The following is a 24,711-nucleotide window of genomic DNA, read 5'->3' on the forward strand; positions in this document are numbered from 1 at the left end:
CAAGGGCAAGTGCGCAAAAGTGGCCTTGGTGGCGTGTATGCGGGTATTGCTGGTCCGGCTCAACGCGATGGTGCGCGACGGCACGCCGTGGCGGGATCAAACCGCTTGAGGCCCCGGAGGGGGCCATCTGAGGCCGCGATAGCACCCAAAAGACGACCGCGGGTCGGGTGGGGGTGAAAGACAGTTGGCTCCCACGCTGGATCTTCAGCGTGCAGAAAACCTGTGTTTGGCACAGGTCCCCTGTGGGAGCGGGCTTGCTCGCGAAAGCGGTGGGTCAGCTTGCCTGGTGTTGGATGTGTCGGCCTCTTCGCGAGCAAGCCCGCTCCCACATTGGATCTTCAGCGGGCAGAGAACTTGTTTCGGCACCAACCCCTTGTGGGAGCGAGCCTGCTCGCGAAGGCGGCGGGCGGGTTGCTAGCGTGGATCGGCAATATCCAGCGCCCGATTCGCCAACAGTTCACTCAGCTCGATCACTTGCTGGTTACCCATCGCGACGTATTTGTCTAGATGCTGGATGTGCCGCCGCCGTTGCGAGCAAGTTTGCTCCACAAGGGATTCTGGCATTAGTTGGTTTGGCTATAACGCTTATTCGACCCCCAGCTTTCCTGCTAGACCTAGTACTTCTGCTAGTGGCTGTTGACGAGATATGGGTTTATATATCACGTAACTCCCAGACTACGGATGCGCAGTCATGTCTTCAAAAAAAGAAAGCTTTCAGATTTTTTATAGCTATGACCCGATTGACCGGCATACCGGTGTCAGGCATTCGGACGGTACGAGCGTACGCATATTTCATCGCGGCAACCGGGTTGCGACTGAAGTGGCGGACGATGCCGTGCACAGCGTATTTGAAGCGCAAGGCGCTCTTCTTGGCCAACAGACAGCAAATGGAGGTGGCCAGGAGACGACCTTGATTGCCCATGATGACAAGCGCTCGACTCTCCTCAGCCTAAGGGCAAGCCAGACAGTGCCGCAAGCAACGGCATATAGCGTGTCTGGCTACAGTCCTGTTGACGAGGCTTCACATCGTGTACTGGGCTTTAATGGGGAACGTCACGATAAAAGCAGCGGATTTTATTTGTTAGGTAATGGCTACCGCGCTTTTAACACGGTACTGATGCGTTTTAATAGCCCTGACAACCAGAGCCCATTTGGAGAGGGTGGAATGAACGCCTATGCGTATTGCGCGGGCGACCCGGTTAATAGAACCGATCCGACTGGGCATTCTTGGATGTCGCTCTTCAAGGGCATAGCTAATCTTGCCGGACGGCAGGGTCCGACGACACAGAACTTTGGTCATTTTGCCCGAGTGAAGTCTTCCACGACCCAGTTCAAGATTTATGCAAGGTCATCTGTCGACGATACCTTTAAGCGTGTAGGCCGCTTCCCCCGAAAAAACGGGTACACGCAAGAACAGGCCTTTGACTTGGCCAAGGAATTTAACGAAAAAGTGATCGCTAGGAGACAAGCTATTCTTGAAAAACAAATGGCCGATAGACGAAGGTTATACGCCAACGCAGAAATAGAGCGGAGGGTGGGGGCTGATGAGAGAGTTCAGCGACTTGAGTCGCAATTACAAGCGGCTGAGAGGGATGTTGACCGCGCCCGATCGGCGTTTAAAAGACGTGGAGGTAGGTTTGATCACGACAATGATTATACTCCCGGCGAAAACGAGGCATTCTCTAGACGGGACGCTATAAAATTTGAGCTGGAAAATATAAGAGAAAATATAAGAAATAAACATGAGCTCAACGTTTTGCTAAGGCAACGCCAAGAGAGAATTTCTACGTTTGGAAGATGACCGGACACCCGTCACTAAGCTTATCGATGATGAAGCGGATGTCTTTCACCGACGCCGAGTACATCAGTAAGCACAAGCAGGCCCGCAAGGAATTTGTGGGAGCGAGCTTGCTCGCGATAGCGGTGGGTCAGCTTGCCCGGATGTTGTATGTATCGGCCTCTTCGCGAGCAAGCCCGCTCCCACATTGGATCTTCAGCGGGCAGAAAACGTGTGTTCGGCACCAACCCCTTGTGGGAGCGAGCCTGCTCGCGAAGGCGGCGGGCGTTGCTAGCGTGGATCGGCGATATTCAGCGCTATTGCGAGCAAGCTTGCCCCACAGGGGATCCTGGCATTAGCTGGTTTGGCTATAACGATTATTCGAACCCGAGCTTTCCTGCTAAATCTAGTACTTCTGCTAGTGGCTGTTGACGGGAGATGGGGTTATATATCACGTAAGTCCCAGACTACGGATGCGCAGTCATGTCTTCAAAAAAAGAAAGCTTTCAGGTTTTCTATAGCTATGACCCGATTGACCGGCATACCGGTGTCAGGCATTCGGACGGTACGAGCGTCCGCATATTTCATCGCGGCGACCGGATTGCGACTGAAGTGGCGGACGATGCCGTGCACAGCGTATTTGAAGCGCAAGGCGCTGTTCTTGGCCAACAGACAGCAAATGGAGGCGGCCAGGAAACGACCTTGATTGCCCATGATGACAAACGCTCGACTCTCCTCAGCCTAAGGGCAAGCCAGACAGTGCCGCAAGCAACGGCATATAGCGTGTCTGGCTACAGTCCTATTGACGAGGCTTCACATCGTGTACTGGGCTTTAATGGGGAGCGTCACGATAAAAGCAGCGGATTTTATTTGTTAGGTAATGGCTACCGCGCTTTTAACACGGTACTGATGCGTTTTAATAGCCCTGACAACCAGAGTCCATTTGGAGAGGGTGGAATGAACGCCTATGCGTATTGCGCGGGCGACCCGGTAAATAGAACCGATCCGACTGGGCATTCTTGGATGTCGCTCTTCAAGGGTATAGCTAATCTTGCCGGACGGCAGAGTCCGACGACGCAGAACTTTGGTGACTATGTCCGAGTGAAGTTCTCCACGACTCAATTCAAGATTTACACAAGGTCGTCTGTCGACGATACCTTTAAGCGTGTAGAACGCTTCTCCCGAAAAGAGTACACGCTAGAAAAAGCCTTTGACCGGGCCAAGAAACTTAACGCAGAAATAATCAATAGACAACGCTCACACGCCAATGCTGCAATAGAAAGCGAAGTAGAACGGAGGATGAGGGGCGATCCGATAGTTCAGGACCTTGAATCGAAATTAAGAACAGCTGAGATTGAAGCTGCCAGCGCCCAAAAGGCGTTTGAAAAGCGTCAAGGTCGGTTTAGGCGGGGAATTTATACTCCCAGGGAAAAATTGGCGTTCTCTCTACGGGACGCTATACAATTTAGGCTGGACGAAATGAGAAACGGTATAAGAAACGGTATAAGAATCGAAAATGAACTCAACGAACTGCAAACGCTACGCGAACGTAAAATTGCTACGTTTGTAAGATAATCGGACACCCGTCATCAAACTTATCGATGATGAAGTAGATGTCCTTCGCCGACGCCGAGTACGTCGGCAAGCGCAAGCAGGCCCGCAGGGAATTTGTGGGAGCGAGCTTGCTCGCGAAGGCGGCGGGCGGGTTGCTAGCGTGGATCGGCGATATCCAGCGCCCGATTCGCCAACAGTTCACTCAGCTCGATCACTTGCTGGATCCCCATCGCGACATGCCGGCGTGAACCCTCGAGGTCGAATGCCAGGTCGTTGATCATGGCATTGGCCGAGGCGAGGTTTTCGCTGAGGTTGGCGAGCAGGCTTTCGCTGTCGACCCCCTCCACGACGGTGAAGAGCAGGCCTGCCGATGGAGCCTTCTTGGCTCTGGCCTGTTCCGGCTTCAAGTAGTAATCGAGCGCTCGCTCGGTGGCTTCCTGGAATTTTTCCGGATCGAGGCTTGAGTAGGACGAGGTGGGGTCTGATTCCGGTGGATTGGGGGTGGCTTTGAACATGGTGACGCTCCTAGGGGTAATGGAGCCGCCAGACATCGCTGCTAAACGAAGAGGGTGGCGACTGTACGCGGGTTAGCAGACCGGACCCCTAGAAGCCGGCAGACCCGAAGGTCTCCCACGCACAACCGCCATTACAGGCAGGCATCCAGACCTGCTCGACAATGAGGAGCACAGTGCGTCCAGGGATTCAGGCTGCTAAACCCGACCACTGATTTTCAGCGGCGAGATAACCATAAAGTCCTGCCCCAAAGCGCACAAGCGGGCGGATTCTGGCTTAGTTGTAGGCAAAGGCGCAAGGCGATGTAGCCTGGGAACTGGCGTTTCATGTCACTGGGTATTTATCTGTAGGGTCGATCCTGGCGGTTAAAGGTCAGCCTGCTTGGGTGTTGGTGCGCCACGGCTTTCGCAGCAGGCTCGCTCCCATACCGGATCTTCAGCGCATGAAAAATTATGTCCGGCACAAGACCCCCTTGTGGGAGCGAGCCTGCTCGCGAAAGCGGTAGTCCAGCTGGCCTGGACGCTGGATGTGCCGCCGTCATCGCGAGCAAGCTCGCTCCCACAAAGGTAATCGTCATAACCGTTCGAAATAGGCCTTATGCAAAACCCGTCTGTGGCGCCAAGGCATTTATGGCCCTGGCGGGGCGTCATATCTGGTGAACCGGTCTGTTCAGTATTGGATTTTCCCAAGTCCTCAGGCCCAGCTTTCATCCAGAAAAGAAGGAATAGGCTATGAACAAGGTGCTACGCATGCTGTTTTTGCTGAAGGTGCTGGTGATGCTGTCCCTGGGCTCGACGTTTGCCTGGGCCGAGTGCGACCAGCATGAGCAACACGCCTGGCGTGGGCAGGTGGGGCAGGGTGAGATGATGCTGGCGGCCACCGACCAGCAGGAGCCCGGCGACCAGGACGATGACGATTCGACCATCGACCAGCCAGATACCGACGACGGCGATGAAGGCGACGAGGGCGACAGCCAGACCTGAGACGTATGGTGTCTGTCGTTCCCATGCTTGAACAATCGACGCCCTGGTAACAGGGCGTTTTTATATCGCGGTTTGTCCTTCCTTTATCCCGATACCGGCTACCTGTCAGATCTGACAGTAGACGACCTGTTGGCCAGCTTTTATAAGCCAGGGAGCAGGCTTTCGCTGCTGATCATCCAAGGCAGGAGAACACCATGAAATCCAATGATTCGTCTGTAAAGGCAACTGGGCATCTGCAGGGTTGGGTAGGGGACGTCGCATTCGATTCCACGATGCTGACGTTGACGGCTGATGCGGACAGTCAGGATTTCGTGATCCAAGCCAGTTGGACGGCGCTTGATGGCGGCGATAGATTCCTGACCTTTTACATCCCTGAACGCGACCGCGAGCGAAAGATCTATCGGTTTCCTTCAGCGGAGGGCGCCGGAGCCTATTTCGAAATCGCCGGTGAACGGACGATGGACTGGCAGGGAGGAACCATTACCCGGGAGGAAGTGGATTTCACTTCGCCCGATCCCCTGCGATGGTACACGGCGATCCAGTTCAATTTTGAAGTCAGGGTCGATGGGCAAGTCGTCTGGATTAAAGGCGACGGTCAAATCACTGGCGCCTCACCTTGGGGCCGGAACATGCGCAAGCTCTTCCCGTTGCGCGTGGGGTAGCAGAAGCTCTCGCGCCTTACTTATCCATGTGGCGAGGGAGCTTGCTCCCGCTGGACTGCGCAGCAGGCCCCAATAGAGGGTCCGCTTTGCGGCCCAGCGGGAGCAAGCTCCCTCGCCACAAGTTTTACTGCCTGGGTGCTTTCCTGCCTTTTGCCTTACGCCGCGCCGTCGAGGAACTGCTCGGCGTAGTGACACGCCACCAGGCGGTTATCCAGCGGACGCAGGGCCGGTTCTTCGGTCTTGCAGCGTTCGGTGGCGTACGGACAGCGCTTGTGGAAAGCGCAGCCCGGTGGCGGGTTGAGCGGGTTGGGCAGTTCGCCGACGATCTTGATCTTCGGTTTGTTCGGGTCCGGGTGGATGGTCGGGGTGGCCGACAGCAGCGCCTGGGTGTAGGGGTGCAGCGGGCGGCTGTAGATGTTTTCGTTGGGGCCCATTTCCACTGGGCGCCCGAGGTACATCACCATCACGTCATCGGCCACGTGCTGGACCACCGCCAGGTTGTGGGAAATGAACACGTAGGCGGTGTTGAATTCCTGTTGCAAGTCCATGAACAGGTTCAGCACCTGGGCCTGGATCGAGACGTCCAGCGCCGAGGTCGGTTCGTCCGCCACCAGCACCTTGGGTTGCAGCATCATGGCGCGGGCCAGGGCGATGCGCTGGCGCTGGCCGCCGGAGAACATGTGCGGGTAGCGCTGGTAATGCTCGGGGCGCAGGCCCACCTGCTTCATCATCGCCTGGACTTTTTCCCGGCGTTCGGTGGCCGACAGGCTGGTGTTGATCAGCAGCGGCTCGGCCAATTGGTCACCGACTTTCTGCCGTGGGTTGAGCGACGCGTACGGGCTCTGGAAGACCATTTGCACGTCTTTGCGCAATTGCTTGCGTTCGGCCTTGTTGGCGCCGGCCACTTCCTGGCCGGCGATTTTCAGGGAGCCGGAGGACGGTTCCTCGATCAGCGTCAGGGCCCGGGCGAGGGTGGATTTGCCGCAACCGGATTCGCCCACCACGGCCAGGGTCTTGCCGGCCTCCAGCTCGAACGACACACCGTTGAGGGCGCGCACGGTCGCATGGCCCTTGAACATGCCACGGGACACTTCGTAATGACGGGTCAGGTCACGGGCGGTAAGTACGACGGCCATCACGCCACCTCCTGGTTAAGCGGGTAGAAGCAGCGGGCGAGGCTGTTGGATTTCGGATCGAGGGCCGGACGTTGCTGACGGCAGTTGTCCCGCACATATGGGCAGCGTGGCGACAGCAGGCAGCCTTGTGGACGGTCGTAGCGACCGGGAACGATGCCCGGCAGCGTGGCCAGGCGCTCGGCGCCCATGCTGTGCTCCGGAATCGCCGCCAGCAGCGCTTCGCTGTAGGGGTGGGCGGGGATGTCGAACAACTGCGGCACCTGGCCCACTTCCACGGCCTGGCCGGCGTACATCACGCACACGCGCTGGGCGGTCTCGGCGACCACGGCGAGGTCGTGGGTGATCAGCACCAGGCCCATGTTCTGCTCTTTCTGCAACGCCAGCAGCAGGTCCATGATCTGCGCCTGGATGGTCACGTCCAGGGCGGTGGTCGGTTCGTCGGCGATCAACAGCTTCGGCTCGCCGGCGATGGCCATGGCAATGGCCACGCGCTGGCTCATGCCGCCGGACAGTTGATGCGGGTAGGCGTCCATGCGGCTGGCGGCACCCGGGATTTCGACTTTCTCCAGCAATTCGATGGCGCGCTTGCGGGCGGCCTTGCCGGACATCTTCAGGTGCAGGCGCAGCACTTCCTCGATCTGGAAGCCCACGGTGTAGCTGGGGTTGAGCGCGGTCATCGGGTCCTGGAAGACCATCGCCAGGTCCTTGCCGACGATCTGCCGACGCTGGCGGTTGCTCAGCGTGAGCATGTTCTTGCCGTCGAAGTTCAGCGCGTCGGCGGTGACGATGCCGGGGTGCTCGATCAGCCCCATCAGCGCCATCATGGTCACGGATTTACCCGAGCCCGATTCGCCGACGATGGCCAGGACTTCGCCTTTTTCCACGCTCAGGTCCAGGCCGTCGACCACCGGCACGGCGGTGGCGTCGCCAAAGCGGACGTTGAGATTCTTGATTTCTAACAGTGACATGGGAATCTCCTCAGGCGGCATTCTTGAGTTTCGGGTCCAGCGCATCGCGCAGCCCGTCGCCCATCAGGTTGATTGCCAGCACGCTGAGCAAAATGGTCAAGCCAGGCAGGCTCACGACCCACCAGGCGCGTTCGATGTAGTCACGGGCCGAGGCCAGCATGGTGCCCCACTCCGGGGTGGGCGGCTGCACGCCCAGGCCGAGGAAGCCCAGGGCGGCGGCGTCGAGGATCGCCGAGGAAAAGCTCAAGGTCGCCTGCACGATCAGCGGCGCCATGCAGTTGGGCAGCACGGTGATGAACATCAGGCGCGGCAGGCCGGCGCCGGCCAGGCGGGCAGCGGTCACGTAGTCGCGGTTCAGTTCGCCCATCACGGCGGCGCGGGTCAGGCGCACGTAGGACGGCAGCGAGACGATGGCGATGGCGATCACGGTGTTGATCAGGCCTGGGCCGAGGATGGCGACGATCGCCACGGCCAGCAGCAGCGAGGGCAGGGCCAGCATGATGTCCATCAGGCGCATGATGGTCGGGCCGAGGATGCGCGGGAAGAACCCGGCGAACAGCCCCAGCAGGATGCCCGGGATCAGCGACATCACCACCGACGACAAGCCGATCAGCAGCGACAGGCGCGAGCCCTGGATCAGCCGCGAGAGCAGGTCGCGGCCCAGCTCGTCGGTGCCGAGCAGGAACTGCATCTGGCCGCCTTCGAGCCAGGCCGGCGGCGTCAGCAGGAAGTCGCGGTATTGCTCGCTCGGGTCATGGGGCGCGACCCACGGGGCGAAGATCGCGCAGAACACGATCAGGATCATGAACAGCAGCCCGGCCACGGCGCCCTTGTTGCGGGAAAACGCCTGCCAGAATTCTTTGTACGGGGACGGGTACAGCAGGCTTTGATCGACTGCTACCGAAGGAGTTGGAGTACTCATGGATTTGATCTCAGCGCTGGTGACGGATGCGTGGGTTGGCAAAGCCGTAGAGGATGTCCACGACGAAGTTGACCAGAATCACCAGGCAGGCGATTAACAGGATGCCGTTCTGCACCACGGGGTAGTCCCGGGCGCCGATGGCTTCGATCAGCCACTTGCCGATGCCCGGCCAGGAGAAGATCGTTTCGGTCAGGACCGCACCGGCCAACAGGGTGCCGACTTGCAGGCCGACCACGGTCAGCACCGGGATCAGCGCGTTGCGCAGGCCGTGCACGAACACCACCCGCGACGGCGACAGGCCCTTGGCCTTGGCGGTGCGGATGTAGTCCTCGCGCAATACTTCGAGCATCGAGGAACGGGTCATGCGGGCGATCACCGCCAGCGGGATGGTGCCCAGCACGATGGCCGGCAGGATCAGGTGGTGCAAGGCGTCGAGGAACGCGCCCGGCTCATCGGCGAGCAGGGTGTCGATCAGCATGAAGCCGGTCTTCGGCTCGATGTCGTAGAGCAGGTCGATCCGCCCCGACACCGGGGTCCAGCCCAGGGTCACCGAGAAGAACATGATCAGGATCAGGCCCCACCAGAAGATCGGCATCGAATAGCCCGCGAGGGAGACGCCCATCACCCCGTGGTCGAACAGCGACCCTCGCTTGAGTGCCGCGATCACCCCGGCCAAAAGGCCCAGGATGCCGGCGAACAACAGCGCGGCCATGGACAGTTCCAGGGTCGCGGGAAACAGGGAGCTGAATTCGGTCCATACGCTTTCACGGGTACGCAGCGATTCGCCGAGGTCGCCGTGGGCCAGCTTGCCGATGTAGTCCAGGTACTGGGCATACAGCGGCTTGTTGAGGCCAAGGCGTTCCATTGCCTGAGCATGCATTTCGGGATCGACCCGACGTTCGCCCATCATCACTTCCACGGGGTCGCCGGGGATCATGCGAATCAACGCGAAGGTCAGCAAGGTGATGCCGAAGAACGTGGGGATCAATAATCCCAGTCGGCGGGCAATAAAACTAAACATCTTAAGGTGTACCTCATCAGCCGGTTAGGCGTGCCCGGCAGGCCTTGGATAAGGGCCGCCGGGCGTTTTCTTATCTACTTCACCTGGGTGGTGGCGAAGTTGTTGGTGGTGAGCGGGCTAATCACGTAGCCCTCTACGTTGTTGCGCATTGCCGTGAACATGCGGGTGTGGGCCATGCTGATCCATGGCAGGTCCTGGTTGAAAATCACCTGGGCCTGTTCATAGAGCTTGATGCGCTCCTCAGGGTTCACCGAGGCGCGGGCCTGGTCGAGCAGCGCCTGGAATTTCTCGTTGCACCAGCGTGCATAGTTTTCGCCGTTCTTGGCCGCCTCGCAACTGAGCAAAGGCGTCAGGAAGTTATCCGGGTCGCCGTTGTCGCCCGCCCAACCGGCGGACACCAGGTCATGCTCGCCATTTTTCGCGCGCTTGAGCATCTCGCCCCATTCCATCACGCGGATGTCGATTTTGATCCCGATCTTCGCCAGGTCCGCTTGCATCATCTGCGCGCCGAGCATCGGGTTGGGGTTGGTCGGGCCCCCACCGTTGCGGGTGAACAGGGTGAACACGGTGCCTTCCGGCACGCCGGCGTCCTTGAGCAACTGGCGGGCCTTGTCCAGGTCCCGGGGCGGGTTCTTCAGGTCGTGGTTGAAGCCTAGCAGGGTCGGCGGGTACGGGTTGACCGCCACGGTGGCGTTGCCCTTGCCGAACAGCGCGTTGACGTAGGCTGCCTTGTCGAAGGCCAGGTCGATGGCCTGGCGCACCCGCACATCGCTCATGTATTTGTGGCTGGTGTTCATGGCGACATAGGACACGGTCATCGCGTCCAGCTCGGCGACCTTCAGGTTCGGGTCTTTCTTGACGTTCGGGATGTCGTCGGGCTTGGGGTACAGCGCGATCTGGCACTCGTTGGTCTTGAGCTTCTGCATGCGCACGTTGTTGTCGGTGGCGATGGCCAGCACCAGAGCGTCGGCTGGCGGCTTGCCACGGAAGTAGTCCGGGTTGGCCTTGAAGCGCACCTGGGCGTCCTTGTTGTAGCGCTGGAAGACGAACGGCCCGGTGCCGACCGGTTTGCTGTTGAGGTCGCCGGCCTTGCCGGCCTTGAGCAGCTGGTCGGCGTATTCGGCCGGGTAGATCGAGGAGAAGGCCATGGCGATGTCGGCCAGGAACGGCGCTTCGCGGCGGGTCAGGGTGAACTTGACCGTGTGCTCGTCGACTTTCTCGACGCTTTTGAGCAGCTCTTTGAAGCCCATGCTTTCAAAGTAGGGGAAGCCCACGCTCGACAGCTTGTGCCACGGGTGATTCGGGTCCAGCTGGCGCTGGAAGCTCCAGACCACGTCGTCGGCGTTCATGTCGCGGGTCGGCTTGAAGTATTCGGTGGTGTGGAACTTGACGCCCTGGCGCAGGTGGAAGGTGTACGTCAGGCCGTCCTCACTGATGTCCCAGGACTCGGCCAACGCCGGAATCACTTCCGTGGTGCCGGGCTTGAAGTCGGCCAGGCGGTTGAAAATGGTTTCCGCCACGGCGTCGGCGGTGACTGCAGTCGTGTACTGGACCATGTCGAAGCCTTCCGGACTGGCTTCTGTACACACCACCAGGGGCTTGGCCGTGGCGCCGACGGCGACGCTCAGCAGCGCAGCGGCGATGGCTGCACGTAGGGGAATCATGTTCATCGTCAATCCTCTGCAATCGGTTAATGGCAACGGTCGGACGGCCGACCTCGTGAGTCGACCGTCCGTGGAACGTTAGAGAATGTTGAACGGGATGGTGGTGACCAGGCGGAACTCGTTGAGGCTGCCGTCGGCCTGGTTTTCGCTGGCCCGGTGTGCAGTGTAGGTCGCCCGGATCGCGGTGGCTTTCAGCGGGCCGCTCTGCACGGCGTAGGATGCACCGATGCCGTATTCGTAGTGGTGCTCGCCGTCCATCGCTTTCACGTCGCTGTAGCCGGTGCTGTTGTAGTGCGTACCGTCGATGCCCCAGCCGCGCGCCTGGTAGATGTTGAACTTCAGGCCTGGCACGCCGTATTCAGCCATGTTCAGGCCGTAGGCGATCTGGAAGGACTTCTCGTTCGGGCCGTTGAAGTCCGACAGCAGGGAGTTGGCCAGGTAGATGCCGTTGGTCTCGTGCAGGTAGTCGAAGTACTCGTTGCCGTTCACTTCCTGGTACGAGAAGGTCAGGCTGTGGGCCTGGTGCGTCAGGCCGAACGACAGGGAGTAGGTGTCGTTGTCGATGTCGCCCAGTTTGCTTTTGCCCGAGTCCACGGTTTTGTAGTAGTTCAGGCCGGTGGTCAGGCTCAGCACCGAGCTGTCGCCCAGTTCATGAGTGGCACCGAAGTAGTACTGGTTCCACATGTCCTCGGCCTGGGTTGCCCAGAGGCTGGTCTTCAGGCTGGCGAGGGGCTGGTAGGTGATACCGGCGGTGTTGACGTGATCGGTTTCAACGCTGCTGTCGCCGTATTCGGAGCGGAACTTGCGCAGGCTTTCTTCGGTACGGGGCGAGTTGCGGTCGAAGGTGGCGATGTCGAAGCCCAGGTTTTCGAACTCTTCGCTGTGCAGGCTCACACCCTGGAAGCTGGAAGGCAGGGCACGGTTACCGATGACGTCGACCATCGGGCTGCTGAAGTTCTGGCGGCCGGCGGTCAGGGTGGTGTTGGACACGCGAGCCTTGACGTTGGCCAGGCCCAGTTTGCTCCACTGGCCGACAGCGTCGCCGCCTTCACGGGTCAGGGTACGGTTGTTGCCGGCGCCTGGACGGGTGGTCGGTGCGCCGCCGTTGTTGGAGGCCAGGTCCTTGCGATCCTGGTCCAGGGCGATGGCGTTGTAGGCGGCCAGCTCGGTGCTGAAGCCGACGGTGCCTTCGGTGAAGCCCGAGTTGTACTTGATGATGGTGCCTTGCAGCCAGTTGATACGGCGGTCGGTCTCACGGGCTTCGCCGTTCTTGCGGTAGGTGAGTTTCGCCCCCCGCTTGAATTGCTCGTTGGCGTACCAGTTCCGGGTCGAGCCGGTCACCGATTGCCCATCGATAAAACCCTTGGCTTCGCTTTGTTCACTGGTGGTCTTGAGGGTCACCGGGGTGACCGCCTGGCTTTGCGATTCGGCATAGGCCGTCGCGGTTACGCTGCTGATGGCCAGGGCCAGTAACGCGGTGCTGCTCAATTTCATGGGTGAAGCTCCTTTTTGTTTCTTTATTTATGCCGGTCTTTTTTGGTGATACGGCTTTGGTTTACAGCTCATTCATGCTTCGCAAACGTTTGCATGAGGTCCATTCAAGGAATTCAGGCAAGACGCCTGCGTGAAGGCCCCTGGGGGCCCTCGCGGCATGGCTAATCGGTTATGGGTTCAGGCTGACGCCCGAGAACACGTTGCGACCGAAGGGGCTGACCTTGAGCCCCTCGACTTTGGCGCTCAGCGGCTGGTTGACCGTCGAGTGGGCAACCGGGGTGATCGGCACTTGCTGCTTGAGCAACTGCTGGGCCTGTTTGTAGAGCACGGTGCGCTGGTCGCGGTCGGTGACGACCTTGGCCTGCTTGATCAACTTGTCGTAATCCTGGTCACACCACATGGAGTAGTTGTTGCCGCCAATGGCGTCGCAGCTGTACAGCGTGCCCAGCCAGTTGTCCGGGTCGCCATTGTCGCCGGTCCAGCCGATCAGGCTGACGTCGTGCTCGCCGTTCTTGGTGCGCTTGATGTACTCGCCCCATTCGTAGCTGACGATCTTCACTTTCAGGCCGATCTTCGCCCAGTCGGCCTGGAGCATTTCGGCCATCAGCTTGGCGTTGGGGTTGTACGGGCGTTGCACGGGCATGGCCCAGAGGGTGATCTCGGTGCCTTCCTTGACGCCGGCGGCCTTGAGCAGCTCCTTGGCTTTTTCCGGGTCGTAGGCGGCGTCCTTGATCGTGTCGTCGTAGGACCATTGGGTCGGCGGCATGCCGTTGACCGCCAGTTGCCCCGCGCCCTGGTACACGGCGTTGAGAATGCCTTGCTTGTTCACCGCCATGTCCAGCGCCCGCCGCACTTCGACCTGGTCGAACGGCTTGTGGCGGGTGTTGTAGGCGATGTAGCCGAGGTTGAAGCCGGGTTTTTCGATCAGTTGCAGCTTGGGGTCGTTCTTCAGGGCCGGCACGTCGGCGGGACGCGGATGCAGGGTGACCTGGCATTCGTTGGCCTTGAGCTTCTGCACCCGCACCGACGCATCGGTGTTGATGGAGAAGATCAGGTTCTTCAGCTTGACCCGTTCCGGCGCCCAGTACTGGGTGTTGGCGACGTAGCGGATGTTGGAATCTTTCTGGTAGCTCTTGAACTCGAACGGCCCGGTGCCGATCGGTTTCTGGTTGATGTCGCTCGGCTTGCCGCTTTTCAGCAACTGGTCGGCGTATTCGGCCGACAGGATCGCGGCGAAACTCATGGCGATGTTCTGGATGAACGCGGCGTCCACGCTGTTGAGGGTCATGACCACGGTCAACGGCCCGGTCTTCTCGACCTTGGCGATGTTCTTGTTCAGGCTCATGCCGTTGAAGTACGGGAACTCGGTGGGGTAGGCCTGGCGGAACGGGTGCTGCGGATCGAGCATGCGGTTGAAGGTGAACAGCACGTCGTCGGCGTTGAAGTCCCGGGTCGGTGTGAAATAGTCGGTGGTATGAAATTTCACGCCTTCACGCAGGTGAAAGGTGTACTTCAGGCCGTCTTCGGAAATATCCCACTTTGTCGCCAGGCCTGGTACGACGTTGGTCGCGCCTTTTTCAAACTCGGCCAGGCGGTTGTACAGCGGTTCGGCGGCATCGTTGTCGGTGGCGGTGGTGTACTGCGCGGTGTCGAAGCCGGCGGGGCTGCCTTCGGAACAGAACACCAGGCTGCCGTCGGCGGCCTGGGCTGCGGACGCTGCTGCCAGCAATGCGGAAAAAACCAAGGTATGGCGCATGACGCTCCCTCTTTCGTTCGGGGTGTTTTATCAGTGGGCCGGTGTCCTTCCGGGGACGTCTCCGGCGCACACTGAGCTCATTCCATTGCGTAGCGATGCCGCAGGATCAGCACTTCGTCCGGCACCGACGGTATGAGCCGTGGGCCAAGCGGTAAATGCGTAATGCCTGAAAGACTTGTGGGAAAAGGCGACACGTCCTAAACCTCCTGCTGTGGTACGCAGTGCTTTTGGATGTAGGCGATTTCCCGGGTCTTGATCTCGGCAGATAAAGCAACGGCGACGTCAGGGACGCCGCCGTTGCCAATCCTTACTTGCTGACGCTGACGCCGTAGAAGGAGTTCAAGCCAAATGGGCTGATCTTGAAGTCCTGCACGTTGGCGCGCATGGGTTGATACACCGTCGAGTGAGCGATAGGTGTCATGGGCACGGCATCCTTGAGGACGTGTTGTGCCTGTTTGTACAGTTCGGTGCGCTTGGCCTGGTCGGTGGTGCGCTTGGCTTCCTTCACCAGACCGTCGAACTTCTTGTCACACCATTTGGAGAAGTTGTTGCCGGCCAGCGAGTCGCAGCCGAACAGCACGTTGAGCCAGTTGTCCGGGTCACCGTTGTCACCGCTCCAGCCGATGATCATCGCCTGGTTCTCGCCGCCCTTGGAGCGCTTGATGTACTCGCCCCATTCGTAGCTGACGATGTTGACGTTCAGGCCGATCTTCTTCCAGTCGGACTGCAGCATCTCGGCCATCAGCTTGGCGTTCGGGTTGTACGGACGCTGGACCGGCATCGCCCACAGGGTGATGTTGGTGCCTTCCTTGACGCCGGCTTCCTTGAGCAGCGCCTTGGCTTTCTCAGGGTCGTACTTGGCGTCCTTGATGGTGGTGTCGTAGGACCACTGGGTCGGTGGCATGGCGTTGACCGCCAGCTGGCCGGCGCCCTGGTAGACCGAGTCGATGATCTGCGGCTTGTTGACCGCCATGTCCAGCGCCTGGCGGACCTTCAGGTCGGCGAGCACGTTCGGCTCGTTGCTGCCCTTGATCTTGTCCATCACGTTATAGGCGATGTAGCCGAGGTTGAAGCCGGCCTGGTCCGGCATCTTCAGGTCCTTGTCGTCCTTCAGGGCCTTGAGGTCGGCGGGGCGCGGGAAGAGGGTGACCTGGCACTCGTTCTTCTTCAGCTTCTGGATACGCACCGAAGGGTCGGTGGTGATGGCGAAGATCAGGTTGTCGATCTTCACGTCTTCTGGCTTCCAGTAGTCCTTGTTGCCGGTGTAGCGGATGTTGGAGTCTTTCTGGTAGCTCTTGAACACGAACGGGCCAGTGCCGACAGGCTTCTGGTTGATGTCGGAGGCCTTGCCTTCCTTGAGCAGCTGGGCGGCGTACTCGGCGGACTGGATCGAGGCGAAGCTCATGGCCAGGTTCTGGATGAACGCGGCGTCGACATCCTTGAGGGTGAACTTGACGGTGTGGTCGTCGACTTTGTCGATCTGGGTGATGTTGGTGTCCATCCCCATGTCGGTGAAGTACGGGAATTCGGTCGGGTACGCCTTACGGAACGGGTCGTCCTTGTTGATCATCCGGTTGAAGGTGAACAGCACGTCGTCGGCGTTGAATTCGCGGGTCGGCTTGAAGTACGGGGTGGTGTGGAACTTGACGCCTTCACGCAGGTGGAAGGTGTAGCTCAGGCCGTCTTCGGAGATATCCCACTTGGTTGCCAGGCCAGGAATCACGGCGGTGCCGCCGCGCTCGAACTGGGTCAGGCGGTTGAACATGGTTTCAGCAGAGGCGTCGAAGTCGGTTCCGGTGGTGTACTGACCAGGGTCAAAACCGGCTGGGCTCCCTTCGGAGCAGAACACCAGGTTAGTCGCGGCTTGGGCGAAGGGTGCGCTGGCTAATAGGCTTGCGCCGACTAAAAACGGAATGACCGCGTGTTTAAGCATGTTGGCCTCATGATTTGTTGTCATTTTTGGATTTGAGGGCGACCTCGTGAGTCGTCCTGCGGATACTTATGCAGGCCCCATACCCAATGCAAGATCCAGAGCGGTCGCAAGTCCGAAACAGTGGCACGAACGTACCTTAATGTCGCATTCGTGTAACTTCTGACGCAATTGATCGTTTGCGGGCGTTTTTTTGGCGTCAAACGCGCCCCTCGCCGGTGCGTCAACGAGCTCTGGCGCACCGGTTTGGAGCGGGTATTACTTCGTCAAACCCACGCCGTAGAAGGGTGTAAGCCCGAATGGGCTGAGTTTGAAGTCCACCACTTTCCTGTTTATCGGCTGGAAGACCGTGGAGTTGGCGATGGGGGTGATCGGCACCTGTTGCTTGAGGATTTTCTGCGCCTGTTGGTACAAATCGATCCGTTTCTGGCGGTCTGTCGAGACTTTGGCCTGCTGAATCAAGCGGTCATACGCCGGGTCGCACCACTTGGCGTAGTTGCTGCCCTTGACTGCCGCGCAGCTGTACAGCACCCCCAGCCAGTTGTCGGGGTCGCCGTTGTCGCCGGTCCAGCCGTAGATCATTGCGTCATGTTCGCCATTTTTTGCACGCTTGATGTATTCGCCCCATTCGTAGCTGACGATGTTCGCCTTGATCCCGATCTTGGCCCAGTCCTGCTGGATCATCTGTGCCGACATCCGTGCGTTGGGATTGGACGCGCGCTGCACCGTCATCGCCCACAAATCGATGGTAGTACCCGGCGCAACCCCCGCCTCCTTGAGTAGCGCCTTGGCCTTGGTCACGTCGTGGGGGGCATCCTGGATACTGCGGTCGAACGACCATTGCGCCGGCGGCAAGGCGTTCTGCGCCAGTTGGCCGGCGCTCTGGTACACGGCCTTGATGATCGCCGGCTTGTCGATGGCCATGTCCAGGGCCTGGCGGACCTTGAGCTGGTCGAGGGGCGGGTGGGTCACGTTGTAGGCCAGGAACCCGAGGTTGAAACCGGGCTGCTTGAGCACTTGCAGGTTCGGGTCCTGCTCCATCACTTCGATGTCGGCCGGGCGCGGATAACCACTGACCTGGCATTCGTTTTTCTTGAGTTTCTGCAGGCGCACGGCGGCGTCCGGGGTGATGGAGAAAATGAGATTGTCGAGCTTCACATCCTCGGGTTTCCAATACGCGGTGTTGCCGGCGTAGCGGATCTGCGAATCCTTCTGGTAGCGCTTGAACACGAACGGGCCGGTGCCGACGGGCTTCTGGTTGAGGTCGCCGGCCCGGCCTTCCTTGAGCAACTGCGCGGCGTATTCGGCGGACTGGACGGACGCGAAGCTCATCGCCAGGTTCTGCACGAAGGCGGCATCGACGTTGTTGAGGTTGAAGCGCACGGTGTGTTCGTCGACTTTCTCGACGCTCTTGATCGTGGTGTTCAGGCCCATGTCGGTGAAGTACGGCGACTCGGTGGGGTAGGCCTGGCGGAACGGATGTTGTGGGTCGAGCAGGCGCTGGAAGGTGAACAGCACGTCGTCGGCGTTGAAATCGCGGGTGGGGGTGAAGAAGTCGGTGGTATGAAATTTCACCCCGTTGCGCAGGTGAAAGGTGTAGGCCAGGCCGTCGCTGGAAACATCCCAGCTGGTCGCCAGCCCCGGCTCGACTTCAGTGCCACCGCGCTTGAACTGGGTGAGGCGATTGAAGACGGTCTCGGCCGAAGCGTCGAAGTCGGTGCCGCTGGTGTATTGGCTGGGGTCGAACCCGGCGGGGCTGGCTTCGGAGCAGTACACCAGGGTGGTGGCGGCCTGGGCCATGGGTGCGCTGCTGATCAGGGCGAGGGTGAGTAGCAGAGGTTTGAAGGTGGTTCTGTCCATGAAAGCCCTTGGAGGGTTGAAGAAGATTTTCTGAAGACTAGCCGGTTGGGCGGCGGCGTAGGAAATATCCAAATGTGAGGGGGACTGTAGGGTTTGGGTATAGCCGACCTGTGTCTTTTGCCGTACGCCAAGCCATTGTGGGAGCGAGCCTGCTCGCGAAGGCGCCTTTGCAGGGGTGTGTCGGCGGGGGCAAGCTTCCTCGCCACGGGGCGAGCAGCGCGTCCCGCTGTATGAGCGTACACCTGTCAACCCTGACAGTAGCGGTGGCGTCCATCGGGTAATAGGGTGATGACAGGCGCGCTTTGCGCAGTAGCGGTGCCAACCCGACTCAATTCAATGGATGAGGTGTAAAGATGGCCGCTAAAGAAATTCGTATCTCAATCGAAGACCTCGATCGTGATAGCAGCCCAGAGGTCTTGCTTGAGTTTTATCTGGGCAAGGAGCTCAATTTCGCAACCTCCGTGTCTTCCTCATCGAAGAATGGCGACTACGACAGGGTTGACGTAAGAGGCGACGCTGACGAAGACGGTGACTTCGACGCGACGGATGACGGACTGTTCATCGACCTCGCCCGAGCCGCCGTGGCGCTGCTGAAGTAGCGCCACGGCAGACCATGGGCCCGAGCGCCCATGGTCGCGGCACAAACCCTGCGTTTATTGCATCAGCACTTCAATCGCCCCATCCGCCGTCATGGTCACCTTGCTGGTGCCCGCTTCGACGTCCGGCGTTACCGACTCGGCATCCATGGACGCGCCTTTCATCATCATCGGTGCGCGCAGGTACGGTTGTGGATAACCGTTGCTGTTGAGGTTCAGGTTGACGATCTTGTAACCCTTGCCACCCAGGGCTTCGGTGGTCAGTTGGGCGCGGGCCTTGAAGGCGTTGACGGCGTCCTTGAGCAGGGCGTCCTCGCTGCTCTGGCGGGTATCGGTGGAAATGGCGAAGTCCATGCCGCCCATTTTCAGGTCGGTCAGCAGTTCGCCGGTGAGCTTGGACAGGGCCGCGAAGTCGGCGCTTTCCAGGCGCAGTTCGGCGCGTTCGCGCCAGCCGGTGATTTTCCCGCCTTTGTTATCGTAGATCGGGTAGCTGTTGCGGCTGCCCTGGCGCAGGGTGATGCCATTGACCTGCTTGGCCTGGCCGATGGCCTTGTTCAGCGTGGTGCTGACGGCGGCGGCGAGTTTGGCCGGGTCGGTGTTCTGTTCCTCGGTGTAGAGGGTGACGATCATCAGGTCGCGGGCCACGTCCTTGTTGACTTCGGCGCGCAGGGAAATCTGGTTGTAGTGCAGCTCGTCGGCGGCCAGGGCCGGCAGGCTGGCGGCGGTGCCGAGGCTGAGGGCGAGCAGGGCGACGTGGCGACTGGAGATGTGCATGAAAGCTCCTTGGGATGATGCGCAGGGATAAGGTCCGGCCCTGCGTGAACGATAAGACTCTAGCTTCTGCGATCCGGTTCTCACAGTTACAACTTCTATACAGATGGCGGATGAGTTTTTTTTGTGGCGAGGGGATTTATCCCCGCTGGGGCGCGCAGCGGCCCCAATCTTTCAGGCACTGTGCTGAGTAGGGGCATGACAATGTCGGGCCTGCTGCGCAGTCCAGCGGGGATAAATCCCCTCGCCACAAGGGCATGCAGCGAGGCTGAGGGCTGTGGCGCTTTGCCGCACAGTTGTCTGTGCAACCCGCGCGTTGGTTATACTCCGTGCGATTCGCCTGGAGCGCTCATCAGGAGAGCTCATGCTCGCCCCTTTGCAACTGACTTCCGCCTCTCGCCAGAACCTCTGGCGCCTGACCTTCATCCGCATTCTGGTCCTCGCCGCCCAGGCCGGCTCGGTGGGGCTCGCCTATTGGTTCGACCTGCTGCCGCTGCCCTGGCTGCAGTTGGCGATTACTTTGGTCTGTTCCTCGGTGCTCTGCGCGCTGACGGCGATTCGCTTGCGCGCCTCGTGGCCGGTGACCGAGCTGGAGTACGCCGTGCAGCTGGCCGGCGACCTGTTTATCCACAGTGCGTTGCTGTATTTCTCCGGCGGTTCCACCAACCCGTTCGTGTCTTATTACCTGGTGCCGTTGACCATCGCCGCGGTGACCTTGCCGTGGCGTTTCTCGCTGATTCTTTCCGGCATTGCCCTGGCGTTGTACACCTTGTTGCTGGTGCGTTTCTATCCCCTGGAAACCTTTCCCATCGCCCGGGAAAACCTGCAGATCTACGGCATGTGGCTGAGTTTCGCCCTGGCTGCGGCGGTCATCACGTTCTTTGCCGCGCGCATGGCCGAGGAGTTGCGGCGCCAGGAAGAGCTGCGGGCGATTCGCCGTGAGGAGGGCCTGCGGGACGAGCAATTGCTGGCCGTGGCCACCCAGGCCGCCGGTGCCGCCCATGAATTGGGCACACCGCTGGCGACCATGAGCGTGTTGCTCAAGGAAATGCAGCAGGATCACCCCGATCCTGCGTTGCAGGACGACCTCGGCGTCTTGCAGGATCAGGTCAAGCTCTGCAAGGAAACCCTGCAGTACCTGGTGCGGGCCGCCGAGGCCAATCGTCGGTTGGCCATCGACATGCAGGACGTCACCGACTGGCTCGACGAGGCCTTGAACCGCTGGCACCTGATGCGTCCGGAGGCCAGCTATCGCTTCCAGCGCCTGGGCCAGGGGCCGGTGCCGCGCATGGCGCCACCGCCAGACCTGACCCAGGCATTGTTGAACCTGTTGAACAATGCCGCCGATGCCTGCCCCGAGGGCATGGAAGTGACGCTGGACTGGAATGCCTTCGATCTGACCATCAGCATTCGCGACCACGGCGCGGGCGTGCCGCTGGCCATCGCCGAGCAGATTGGCAAACCGTTCTATACCACCAAGGGCAAAGGCCTGGGCCTGGGCCTGTTTTTGAGCAAGGCCAGCGTGACACGCGCCGGCGGCTCGGTGAAACTCTACCCCCATGAGAGCGGCGGCACGCTGACCGAGCTGCGCCTGCCCCATGCCGACCGAGGAGACGAAACATGAGTGACGAGATCCAAGTCGACGGCGAAGAACTGCCGCACCTGTTGCTGGTGGATGACGACGCCACGTTCACCCGCGTCATGGCCCGAGCCATGTCCCGCCGTGGCTTTCGCGTGAGCACGGCGGGGTCCGCCGAAGAAGGCCTGGCCATCGCCCAGGCCGACTTGCCGGACTACGCCGCGCTGGACCTGAAGATGGACGGCGATTCGGGCCTGGTGCTGCTGCCCAAGTTGCTGGAGCTGGACCCGGAGATGCGCGTGGTGATCCTCACCGGCTATTCGAGCATCGCCACCGCGGTCGAGGCCATCAAGCGCGGTGCTTGCAACTACCTGTGCAAACCGGCGGACGCCGACGACGTGCTGGCGGCGCTGTTGTCCGAACATGCCGACCTCGACACCCTGGTGCCGGAAAACCCCATGTCGGTGGATCGCCTGCAATGGGAGCACATCCAGCGGGTGCTGACCGAGCATGAAGGCAACATCTCCGCCACCGCCCGCGCCCTGGGCATGCACCGGCGGACCTTGCAGCGCAAATTGCAGAAGCGTCCCGTGCGTCGCTGAACCTGCGCTGAACGAATGCTGTCCACCCTCGCGACACATCGGGCCGTTGTTTTATGATCGGCCCGAGTTCTTTTCCCTATTGAGCCTTAACCATGAATCAGAACGCTGAATATTCCGCGGTCAATGACGCGGTGCGCGGGCAGTTTTTTCGCCGTGTCTGGCAAATGACCACGCCGTACTGGCGCAGTGAGGAGAAGGGCAAGGCCTGGACGTTGTTGATCGCCGTGATCGCGCTGTCGTTGTTCAGCGTGGCGATCTCGGTGTGGATCAACAGTTGGTACAAGGATTTCTACAACGCCCTGCAAGAGAAGAACAGCGCGGCGTTCTGGCAGTTGATCCTGTACTTCTGCGGCATCGCGGCGGTGGCGATCCTCGGTGCGGTGTACCGCTTGTACCTCACGCAGATGCTCACCATTCGCTGGCGGGCCTGGCTCACCGAGCAGCACTTCGCCCGCTGGCTCGATCACAAGAATTACTACCGGCTGGAGCAGGGCGGCTATACCGACAACCCCGACCAACGGATTTCCGAAGACCTCAACAGCTTCACCACCAACACCCTGGGCCTGGGGTTGGGGTTGCTGCGTACCGTGGTCAGCCTGGTGTCGTTCTCGATCATCCTGTGGGGCGTGTCCGGCAGCATCGAAGTGTTCGGCTACACCATCCCCGGCTACATGTTCTGGTGCGCCCTGGTGTACGCGGCAGTGGGCAGTTGGCTGACACACCTGATCGGCCGTCGCCTGATCGGCCTGAACAACAACCAGCAGCGCTTCGAGGCCGACCTGCGTTTTTCCATGGTGCGGGTGCGTGAGAACGCCGAGAGCATCGCGCTGTACAACGGCGAGCCGAACGAGAATCGCCGCCTGAGCGGGCGGTTCGGGCTGGTCTGGCATAACTTCTGGGACATCATGCGGGTGTCCAAGCGCTTGACCTTCTTCACCTCCGGCTACGGCCAGATCGCGATCATCTTCCCGTTCATCGTCGCTGCGCCGCGTTACTTCGCCGGCAAGATCCAGCTCGGTGAGCTCATGCAGATCAACTCGGCCTTTGGCAACGTGCAGGAGAACTTCAGCTGGTTCATCAGCGCCTACGCCGACCTCGCCGCGTGGCGCGCGACGTGCGATCGTCTGCTGAGTTTCCGCCAGGCCATGAGCGATAACGAAGAGCGCGTGCCGGCCATCGCGGTGCAGCACCAGGGCAGCGTGTTGACGGTGCGCCACCTGGGGCTGGACCTGGCCGACGGTCGGCATCTGCTCGACAACGCCGACATGACCGTGGAACCGGGTGAGCGGGTGATGCTCAGCGGCCGTTCGGGCAGCGGTAAATCCACCCTGTTTCGCGCGATGGGGCATTTGTGGCCGTCCGGGCATGGCAACATCCTGCTGCCTTCGGCGCGCTACCTGTTCCTGCCGCAAAAGCCTTACCTGCCCATCGGCAGCCTGCGCGAGGTGTTGAGTTATCCCCAGGCCGGCGACGTCTACCCCAACGAACGTTATGCACAGGTGCTGGAGACCTGCCGCCTGCTGCACCTGATCCCGCGCCTGGACGAAAGCAATCACTGGCAGCGCATGCTGTCCCCGGGTGAACAACAACGCCTGGCCTTCGCCCGCGCGTTGCTTTATGCGCCGCAATGGCTGTACATGGATGAAGCGACGTCGGCGATGGACGAAGAAGACGAAGCGACGCTGTACCAGGCGTTGATCGACCAGTTGCCAGGCTTGAGCATTGTCAGCGTTGGCCATCGAAGCAGTTTGAAACGTTTCCATCCGCGACATGTGCGGATCGAAAATGGCCAACTGGTGGAGCGTACCGTCACCGCCTGATAATCGTCGGACCTGTTGTGGCGAGGGGATTTATACCCGCTGGGCTGCGCAGCAGCCCTTGATCCGCCTGCAGACGCCATGCTTTGCGCTTTATTTGGTAGAGGGGGCGCTTCGCGCCCCAGCGGGGATAAATCCCCTCGCCACAACGGTGCATGGCGGTAATCTTGACAAGGCCGCCAGGGAGCACGGTGATCGTACAACCACGTTGCGCTATCATGATGCGCATTCAGCCGCTTGCCGAGACACAGAGCCATGGAAAACCCGATCGACGTACCCCGCCTTCCCCGCAAGCGCCGCAGCCTGGCGCAGGAGCTGGTGACGGTGCTGACCGAGCAGATTCGCGACGGTCTGCTCAAGCGTGGCGATAAATTGCCCACCGAGTCGGCGATCATGGAAGCCCATGGCGTCAGTCGCACCGTGGTGCGCGAGGCGATTTCGCGGTTGCAGGCGGCCGGCCAGGTGGAAACCCGGCATGGCATTGGCACCTTTGTGCTGGACACGCCGAGCCCGAGCGGGTTTCGTATCGACCCGGCCACCGTGGTCACCCTGCGTGACGTGCTGGCGATCCTGGAGCTGCGCATCAGCCTGGAAGTGGAATCCGCCGGCCTCGCGGCGCAGCGGCGCAGCGCCGAGCAACTGGCGGCGATGCGCGCCGCCCTCGACGCGCTGAACGAAAGCGCGGCCCACGCCAGCGATGCGGTGGCGTCGGACTTCGCCTTCCACCTGGAAATCGCCCTGTCCACCGGCAACCGCTACTTCACCGACATCATGACCCACCTGGGCACCAGTATCATCCCGCGCACCCGGCTGAATTCGGCGCGCCTGGCCCATGATGACCAGCAGCACTACATGGACCGGCTGAGCCGCGAGCACGAGGAAATCTACGAAGCCATCGCCCGCCAGGACTCCGACGCCGCCCGTGCCGCCATGCGCCTGCACCTGACCAACAGCCGCGAGCGGCTGCGCCAGGCCCATGAAGAGGCGCAAGCCCAGGGCTAGTATCGGTCAATCACTGTTCTGCTTGACCTTGGGCGCGGTCCCTGTGGCGAGGGGATTTATCCCCGCTGGGTTGCGCAGCAGCCCCAAATCAGTCGACCCAATCG

At 60.5% G+C, this 24,711-nt stretch carries 20 protein-coding genes and 1 pseudogene; 10 read left to right on the forward strand and 11 right to left on the reverse strand.

Going from position 1 to position 24,711, the window contains the following annotated elements:
- The 3 genes and pseudogenes from Q6A48_RS22130 to Q6A48_RS22140 form a co-directional block, all read left to right on the forward strand.
- Positions 1-109, forward strand: a pseudogene (locus Q6A48_RS22130) (IS110 family transposase); the annotation flags it as partial.
- Between the two features lie 582 nt (positions 110-691).
- Positions 692-1,801: an RHS repeat-associated core domain-containing protein gene (locus Q6A48_RS22135; RefSeq protein WP_304556357.1), complete on the forward strand. Its 1,110-nt coding sequence runs from the start codon at positions 692-694 to the stop codon at positions 1,799-1,801.
- 459 nt (positions 1,802-2,260) lie between these two features.
- Entirely contained in the window at positions 2,261-3,352 is a 1,092-nt protein-coding gene (locus Q6A48_RS22140) for an RHS repeat-associated core domain-containing protein (protein WP_304556358.1), read from the forward strand.
- 134 nt (positions 3,353-3,486) lie between these two features.
- Here Q6A48_RS22140 and Q6A48_RS22145 read toward each other — a convergent pair whose 3' ends face one another.
- Positions 3,487-3,846 carry a DUF6124 family protein gene (locus Q6A48_RS22145; protein WP_304556359.1) on the reverse strand — a complete coding sequence of 120 codons (360 nt, stop codon included), beginning with the start codon at positions 3,844-3,846 and terminating at the stop codon, positions 3,487-3,489.
- Between the two features lie 729 nt (positions 3,847-4,575).
- Here Q6A48_RS22145 and Q6A48_RS22150 point away from each other — a divergent pair.
- A complete protein-coding gene (locus tag Q6A48_RS22150; protein WP_304556360.1) occupies positions 4,576-4,827 on the forward strand; it encodes a hypothetical protein in 252 nt (83 codons plus the stop codon).
- Between the two features lie 194 nt (positions 4,828-5,021).
- Positions 5,022-5,489, forward strand: coding sequence for a hypothetical protein (locus Q6A48_RS22155; RefSeq protein ID WP_304556361.1), 468 nt, complete (start codon positions 5,022-5,024; stop codon positions 5,487-5,489).
- Between the two features lie 155 nt (positions 5,490-5,644).
- On the opposite strand, the gene Q6A48_RS22160 is transcribed toward Q6A48_RS22155, so the two are convergent.
- From Q6A48_RS22160 to Q6A48_RS22200, 9 genes are all read right to left on the reverse strand, one after another.
- The gene (locus Q6A48_RS22160) at positions 5,645-6,625 is read right to left on the reverse strand and encodes a peptide ABC transporter ATP-binding protein (protein ID WP_042732220.1); all 981 of its coding nucleotides are present in this window, start codon (positions 6,623-6,625) and stop codon (positions 5,645-5,647) included.
- Positions 6,625-7,593 carry an ABC transporter ATP-binding protein gene (locus Q6A48_RS22165; RefSeq protein WP_304556362.1) on the reverse strand — a complete coding sequence of 323 codons (969 nt, stop codon included), beginning with the start codon at positions 7,591-7,593 and terminating at the stop codon, positions 6,625-6,627. The genes Q6A48_RS22160 and Q6A48_RS22165 overlap by 1 nt, the downstream gene beginning before the upstream one ends.
- 10 nt (positions 7,594-7,603) lie before the next feature.
- Positions 7,604-8,515, reverse strand: coding sequence for an ABC transporter permease subunit (locus Q6A48_RS22170; protein WP_042732218.1), 912 nt, complete (start codon positions 8,513-8,515; stop codon positions 7,604-7,606).
- Between the two features lie 10 nt (positions 8,516-8,525).
- The gene (locus Q6A48_RS22175; protein ID WP_304556363.1) at positions 8,526-9,536 is read right to left on the reverse strand and encodes an ABC transporter permease subunit; all 1,011 of its coding nucleotides are present in this window, start codon (positions 9,534-9,536) and stop codon (positions 8,526-8,528) included.
- A 74-nt stretch (positions 9,537-9,610) separates the two neighbouring features.
- On the reverse strand, positions 9,611-11,206 hold the full coding sequence (locus tag Q6A48_RS22180; RefSeq protein ID WP_304556364.1) for an ABC transporter substrate-binding protein: 1,596 nt from the start codon (positions 11,204-11,206) through the stop codon (positions 9,611-9,613).
- Between the two features lie 72 nt (positions 11,207-11,278).
- The gene (locus Q6A48_RS22185) at positions 11,279-12,694 is read right to left on the reverse strand and encodes an OprD family porin (protein WP_304556365.1); all 1,416 of its coding nucleotides are present in this window, start codon (positions 12,692-12,694) and stop codon (positions 11,279-11,281) included.
- A gap of 169 nt (positions 12,695-12,863) precedes the next feature.
- Positions 12,864-14,450, reverse strand: coding sequence for an ABC transporter substrate-binding protein (locus Q6A48_RS22190; RefSeq protein WP_304556366.1), 1,587 nt, complete (start codon positions 14,448-14,450; stop codon positions 12,864-12,866).
- Between the two features lie 307 nt (positions 14,451-14,757).
- A complete protein-coding gene (locus tag Q6A48_RS22195) occupies positions 14,758-16,383 on the reverse strand; it encodes an ABC transporter substrate-binding protein (RefSeq protein ID WP_304556368.1) in 1,626 nt (541 codons plus the stop codon).
- A gap of 255 nt (positions 16,384-16,638) precedes the next feature.
- Positions 16,639-18,240: an ABC transporter substrate-binding protein gene (locus Q6A48_RS22200; protein ID WP_304556369.1), complete on the reverse strand. Its 1,602-nt coding sequence runs from the start codon at positions 18,238-18,240 to the stop codon at positions 16,639-16,641.
- 353 nt (positions 18,241-18,593) lie between these two features.
- Here Q6A48_RS22200 and Q6A48_RS22205 point away from each other — a divergent pair, with 353 nt between their 5' ends.
- Positions 18,594-18,839 carry a hypothetical protein gene (locus Q6A48_RS22205; RefSeq protein WP_304556370.1) on the forward strand — a complete coding sequence of 82 codons (246 nt, stop codon included), beginning with the start codon at positions 18,594-18,596 and terminating at the stop codon, positions 18,837-18,839.
- 54 nt (positions 18,840-18,893) lie between these two features.
- Here Q6A48_RS22205 and Q6A48_RS22210 read toward each other — a convergent pair whose 3' ends face one another.
- Complete coding sequence (locus tag Q6A48_RS22210; RefSeq protein WP_304556371.1) at positions 18,894-19,610, reverse strand: SIMPL domain-containing protein; 717 nt, start codon at positions 19,608-19,610, stop codon at positions 18,894-18,896.
- 361 nt (positions 19,611-19,971) lie between these two features.
- Between Q6A48_RS22210 and Q6A48_RS22215 the strand changes: the two genes are divergently transcribed.
- The 4 genes from Q6A48_RS22215 (at position 19,972) to Q6A48_RS22230 (ending at position 24,607) form a co-directional block, all read left to right on the forward strand.
- A complete protein-coding gene (locus tag Q6A48_RS22215; protein ID WP_304556372.1) occupies positions 19,972-21,231 on the forward strand; it encodes an ATP-binding protein in 1,260 nt (419 codons plus the stop codon).
- Positions 21,228-21,788 carry a response regulator transcription factor gene (locus tag Q6A48_RS22220; protein ID WP_025211826.1) on the forward strand — a complete coding sequence of 187 codons (561 nt, stop codon included), beginning with the start codon at positions 21,228-21,230 and terminating at the stop codon, positions 21,786-21,788. The genes Q6A48_RS22215 and Q6A48_RS22220 overlap by 4 nt, the downstream gene beginning before the upstream one ends.
- 92 nt (positions 21,789-21,880) lie before the next feature.
- Complete coding sequence (locus tag Q6A48_RS22225; RefSeq protein ID WP_304556373.1) at positions 21,881-23,608, forward strand: ABC transporter ATP-binding protein/permease; 1,728 nt, start codon at positions 21,881-21,883, stop codon at positions 23,606-23,608.
- A gap of 252 nt (positions 23,609-23,860) precedes the next feature.
- Positions 23,861-24,607, forward strand: a complete 747-nt coding sequence (locus Q6A48_RS22230; protein WP_304556374.1) for a FadR/GntR family transcriptional regulator — start codon at positions 23,861-23,863, stop codon at positions 24,605-24,607.
- The last annotated feature ends 104 nt before the right edge of the window (positions 24,608-24,711 follow it).

The organism is Pseudomonas citrullilanati (assembly GCF_030580855.1).
Lineage (GTDB): Bacteria > Pseudomonadota > Gammaproteobacteria > Pseudomonadales > Pseudomonadaceae > Aquipseudomonas > Aquipseudomonas citrulli.

Coding starts and splice junctions, on each gene's coding strand:
- Q6A48_RS22135 (WP_304556357.1), top strand. CDS start 692: ATGTCTTCAAAAAAAGAAAGCTTTCAGATTTTTTATAGCTATGACCCG.
- Q6A48_RS22140 (WP_304556358.1), top strand. CDS start 2,261: ATGTCTTCAAAAAAAGAAAGCTTTCAGGTTTTCTATAGCTATGACCCG.
- Q6A48_RS22145 (WP_304556359.1), bottom strand. CDS start 3,846: ATGTTCAAAGCCACCCCCAATCCACCGGAATCAGACCCCACCTCGTCC.
- Q6A48_RS22150 (WP_304556360.1), top strand. CDS start 4,576: ATGAACAAGGTGCTACGCATGCTGTTTTTGCTGAAGGTGCTGGTGATG.
- Q6A48_RS22155 (WP_304556361.1), top strand. CDS start 5,022: ATGAAATCCAATGATTCGTCTGTAAAGGCAACTGGGCATCTGCAGGGT.
- Q6A48_RS22160 (WP_042732220.1), bottom strand. CDS start 6,625: ATGGCCGTCGTACTTACCGCCCGTGACCTGACCCGTCATTACGAAGTG.
- Q6A48_RS22165 (WP_304556362.1), bottom strand. CDS start 7,593: ATGTCACTGTTAGAAATCAAGAATCTCAACGTCCGCTTTGGCGACGCC.
- Q6A48_RS22170 (WP_042732218.1), bottom strand. CDS start 8,515: ATGAGTACTCCAACTCCTTCGGTAGCAGTCGATCAAAGCCTGCTGTAC.
- Q6A48_RS22175 (WP_304556363.1), bottom strand. CDS start 9,536: ATGTTTAGTTTTATTGCCCGCCGACTGGGATTATTGATCCCCACGTTC.
- Q6A48_RS22180 (WP_304556364.1), bottom strand. CDS start 11,206: ATGAACATGATTCCCCTACGTGCAGCCATCGCCGCTGCGCTGCTGAGC.
- Q6A48_RS22185 (WP_304556365.1), bottom strand. CDS start 12,694: ATGAAATTGAGCAGCACCGCGTTACTGGCCCTGGCCATCAGCAGCGTA.
- Q6A48_RS22190 (WP_304556366.1), bottom strand. CDS start 14,450: ATGCGCCATACCTTGGTTTTTTCCGCATTGCTGGCAGCAGCGTCCGCA.
- Q6A48_RS22195 (WP_304556368.1), bottom strand. CDS start 16,383: ATGCTTAAACACGCGGTCATTCCGTTTTTAGTCGGCGCAAGCCTATTA.
- Q6A48_RS22200 (WP_304556369.1), bottom strand. CDS start 18,240: ATGGACAGAACCACCTTCAAACCTCTGCTACTCACCCTCGCCCTGATC.
- Q6A48_RS22205 (WP_304556370.1), top strand. CDS start 18,594: ATGGCCGCTAAAGAAATTCGTATCTCAATCGAAGACCTCGATCGTGAT.
- Q6A48_RS22210 (WP_304556371.1), bottom strand. CDS start 19,610: ATGCACATCTCCAGTCGCCACGTCGCCCTGCTCGCCCTCAGCCTCGGC.
- Q6A48_RS22215 (WP_304556372.1), top strand. CDS start 19,972: ATGCTCGCCCCTTTGCAACTGACTTCCGCCTCTCGCCAGAACCTCTGG.
- Q6A48_RS22220 (WP_025211826.1), top strand. CDS start 21,228: ATGAGTGACGAGATCCAAGTCGACGGCGAAGAACTGCCGCACCTGTTG.
- Q6A48_RS22225 (WP_304556373.1), top strand. CDS start 21,881: ATGAATCAGAACGCTGAATATTCCGCGGTCAATGACGCGGTGCGCGGG.
- Q6A48_RS22230 (WP_304556374.1), top strand. CDS start 23,861: ATGGAAAACCCGATCGACGTACCCCGCCTTCCCCGCAAGCGCCGCAGC.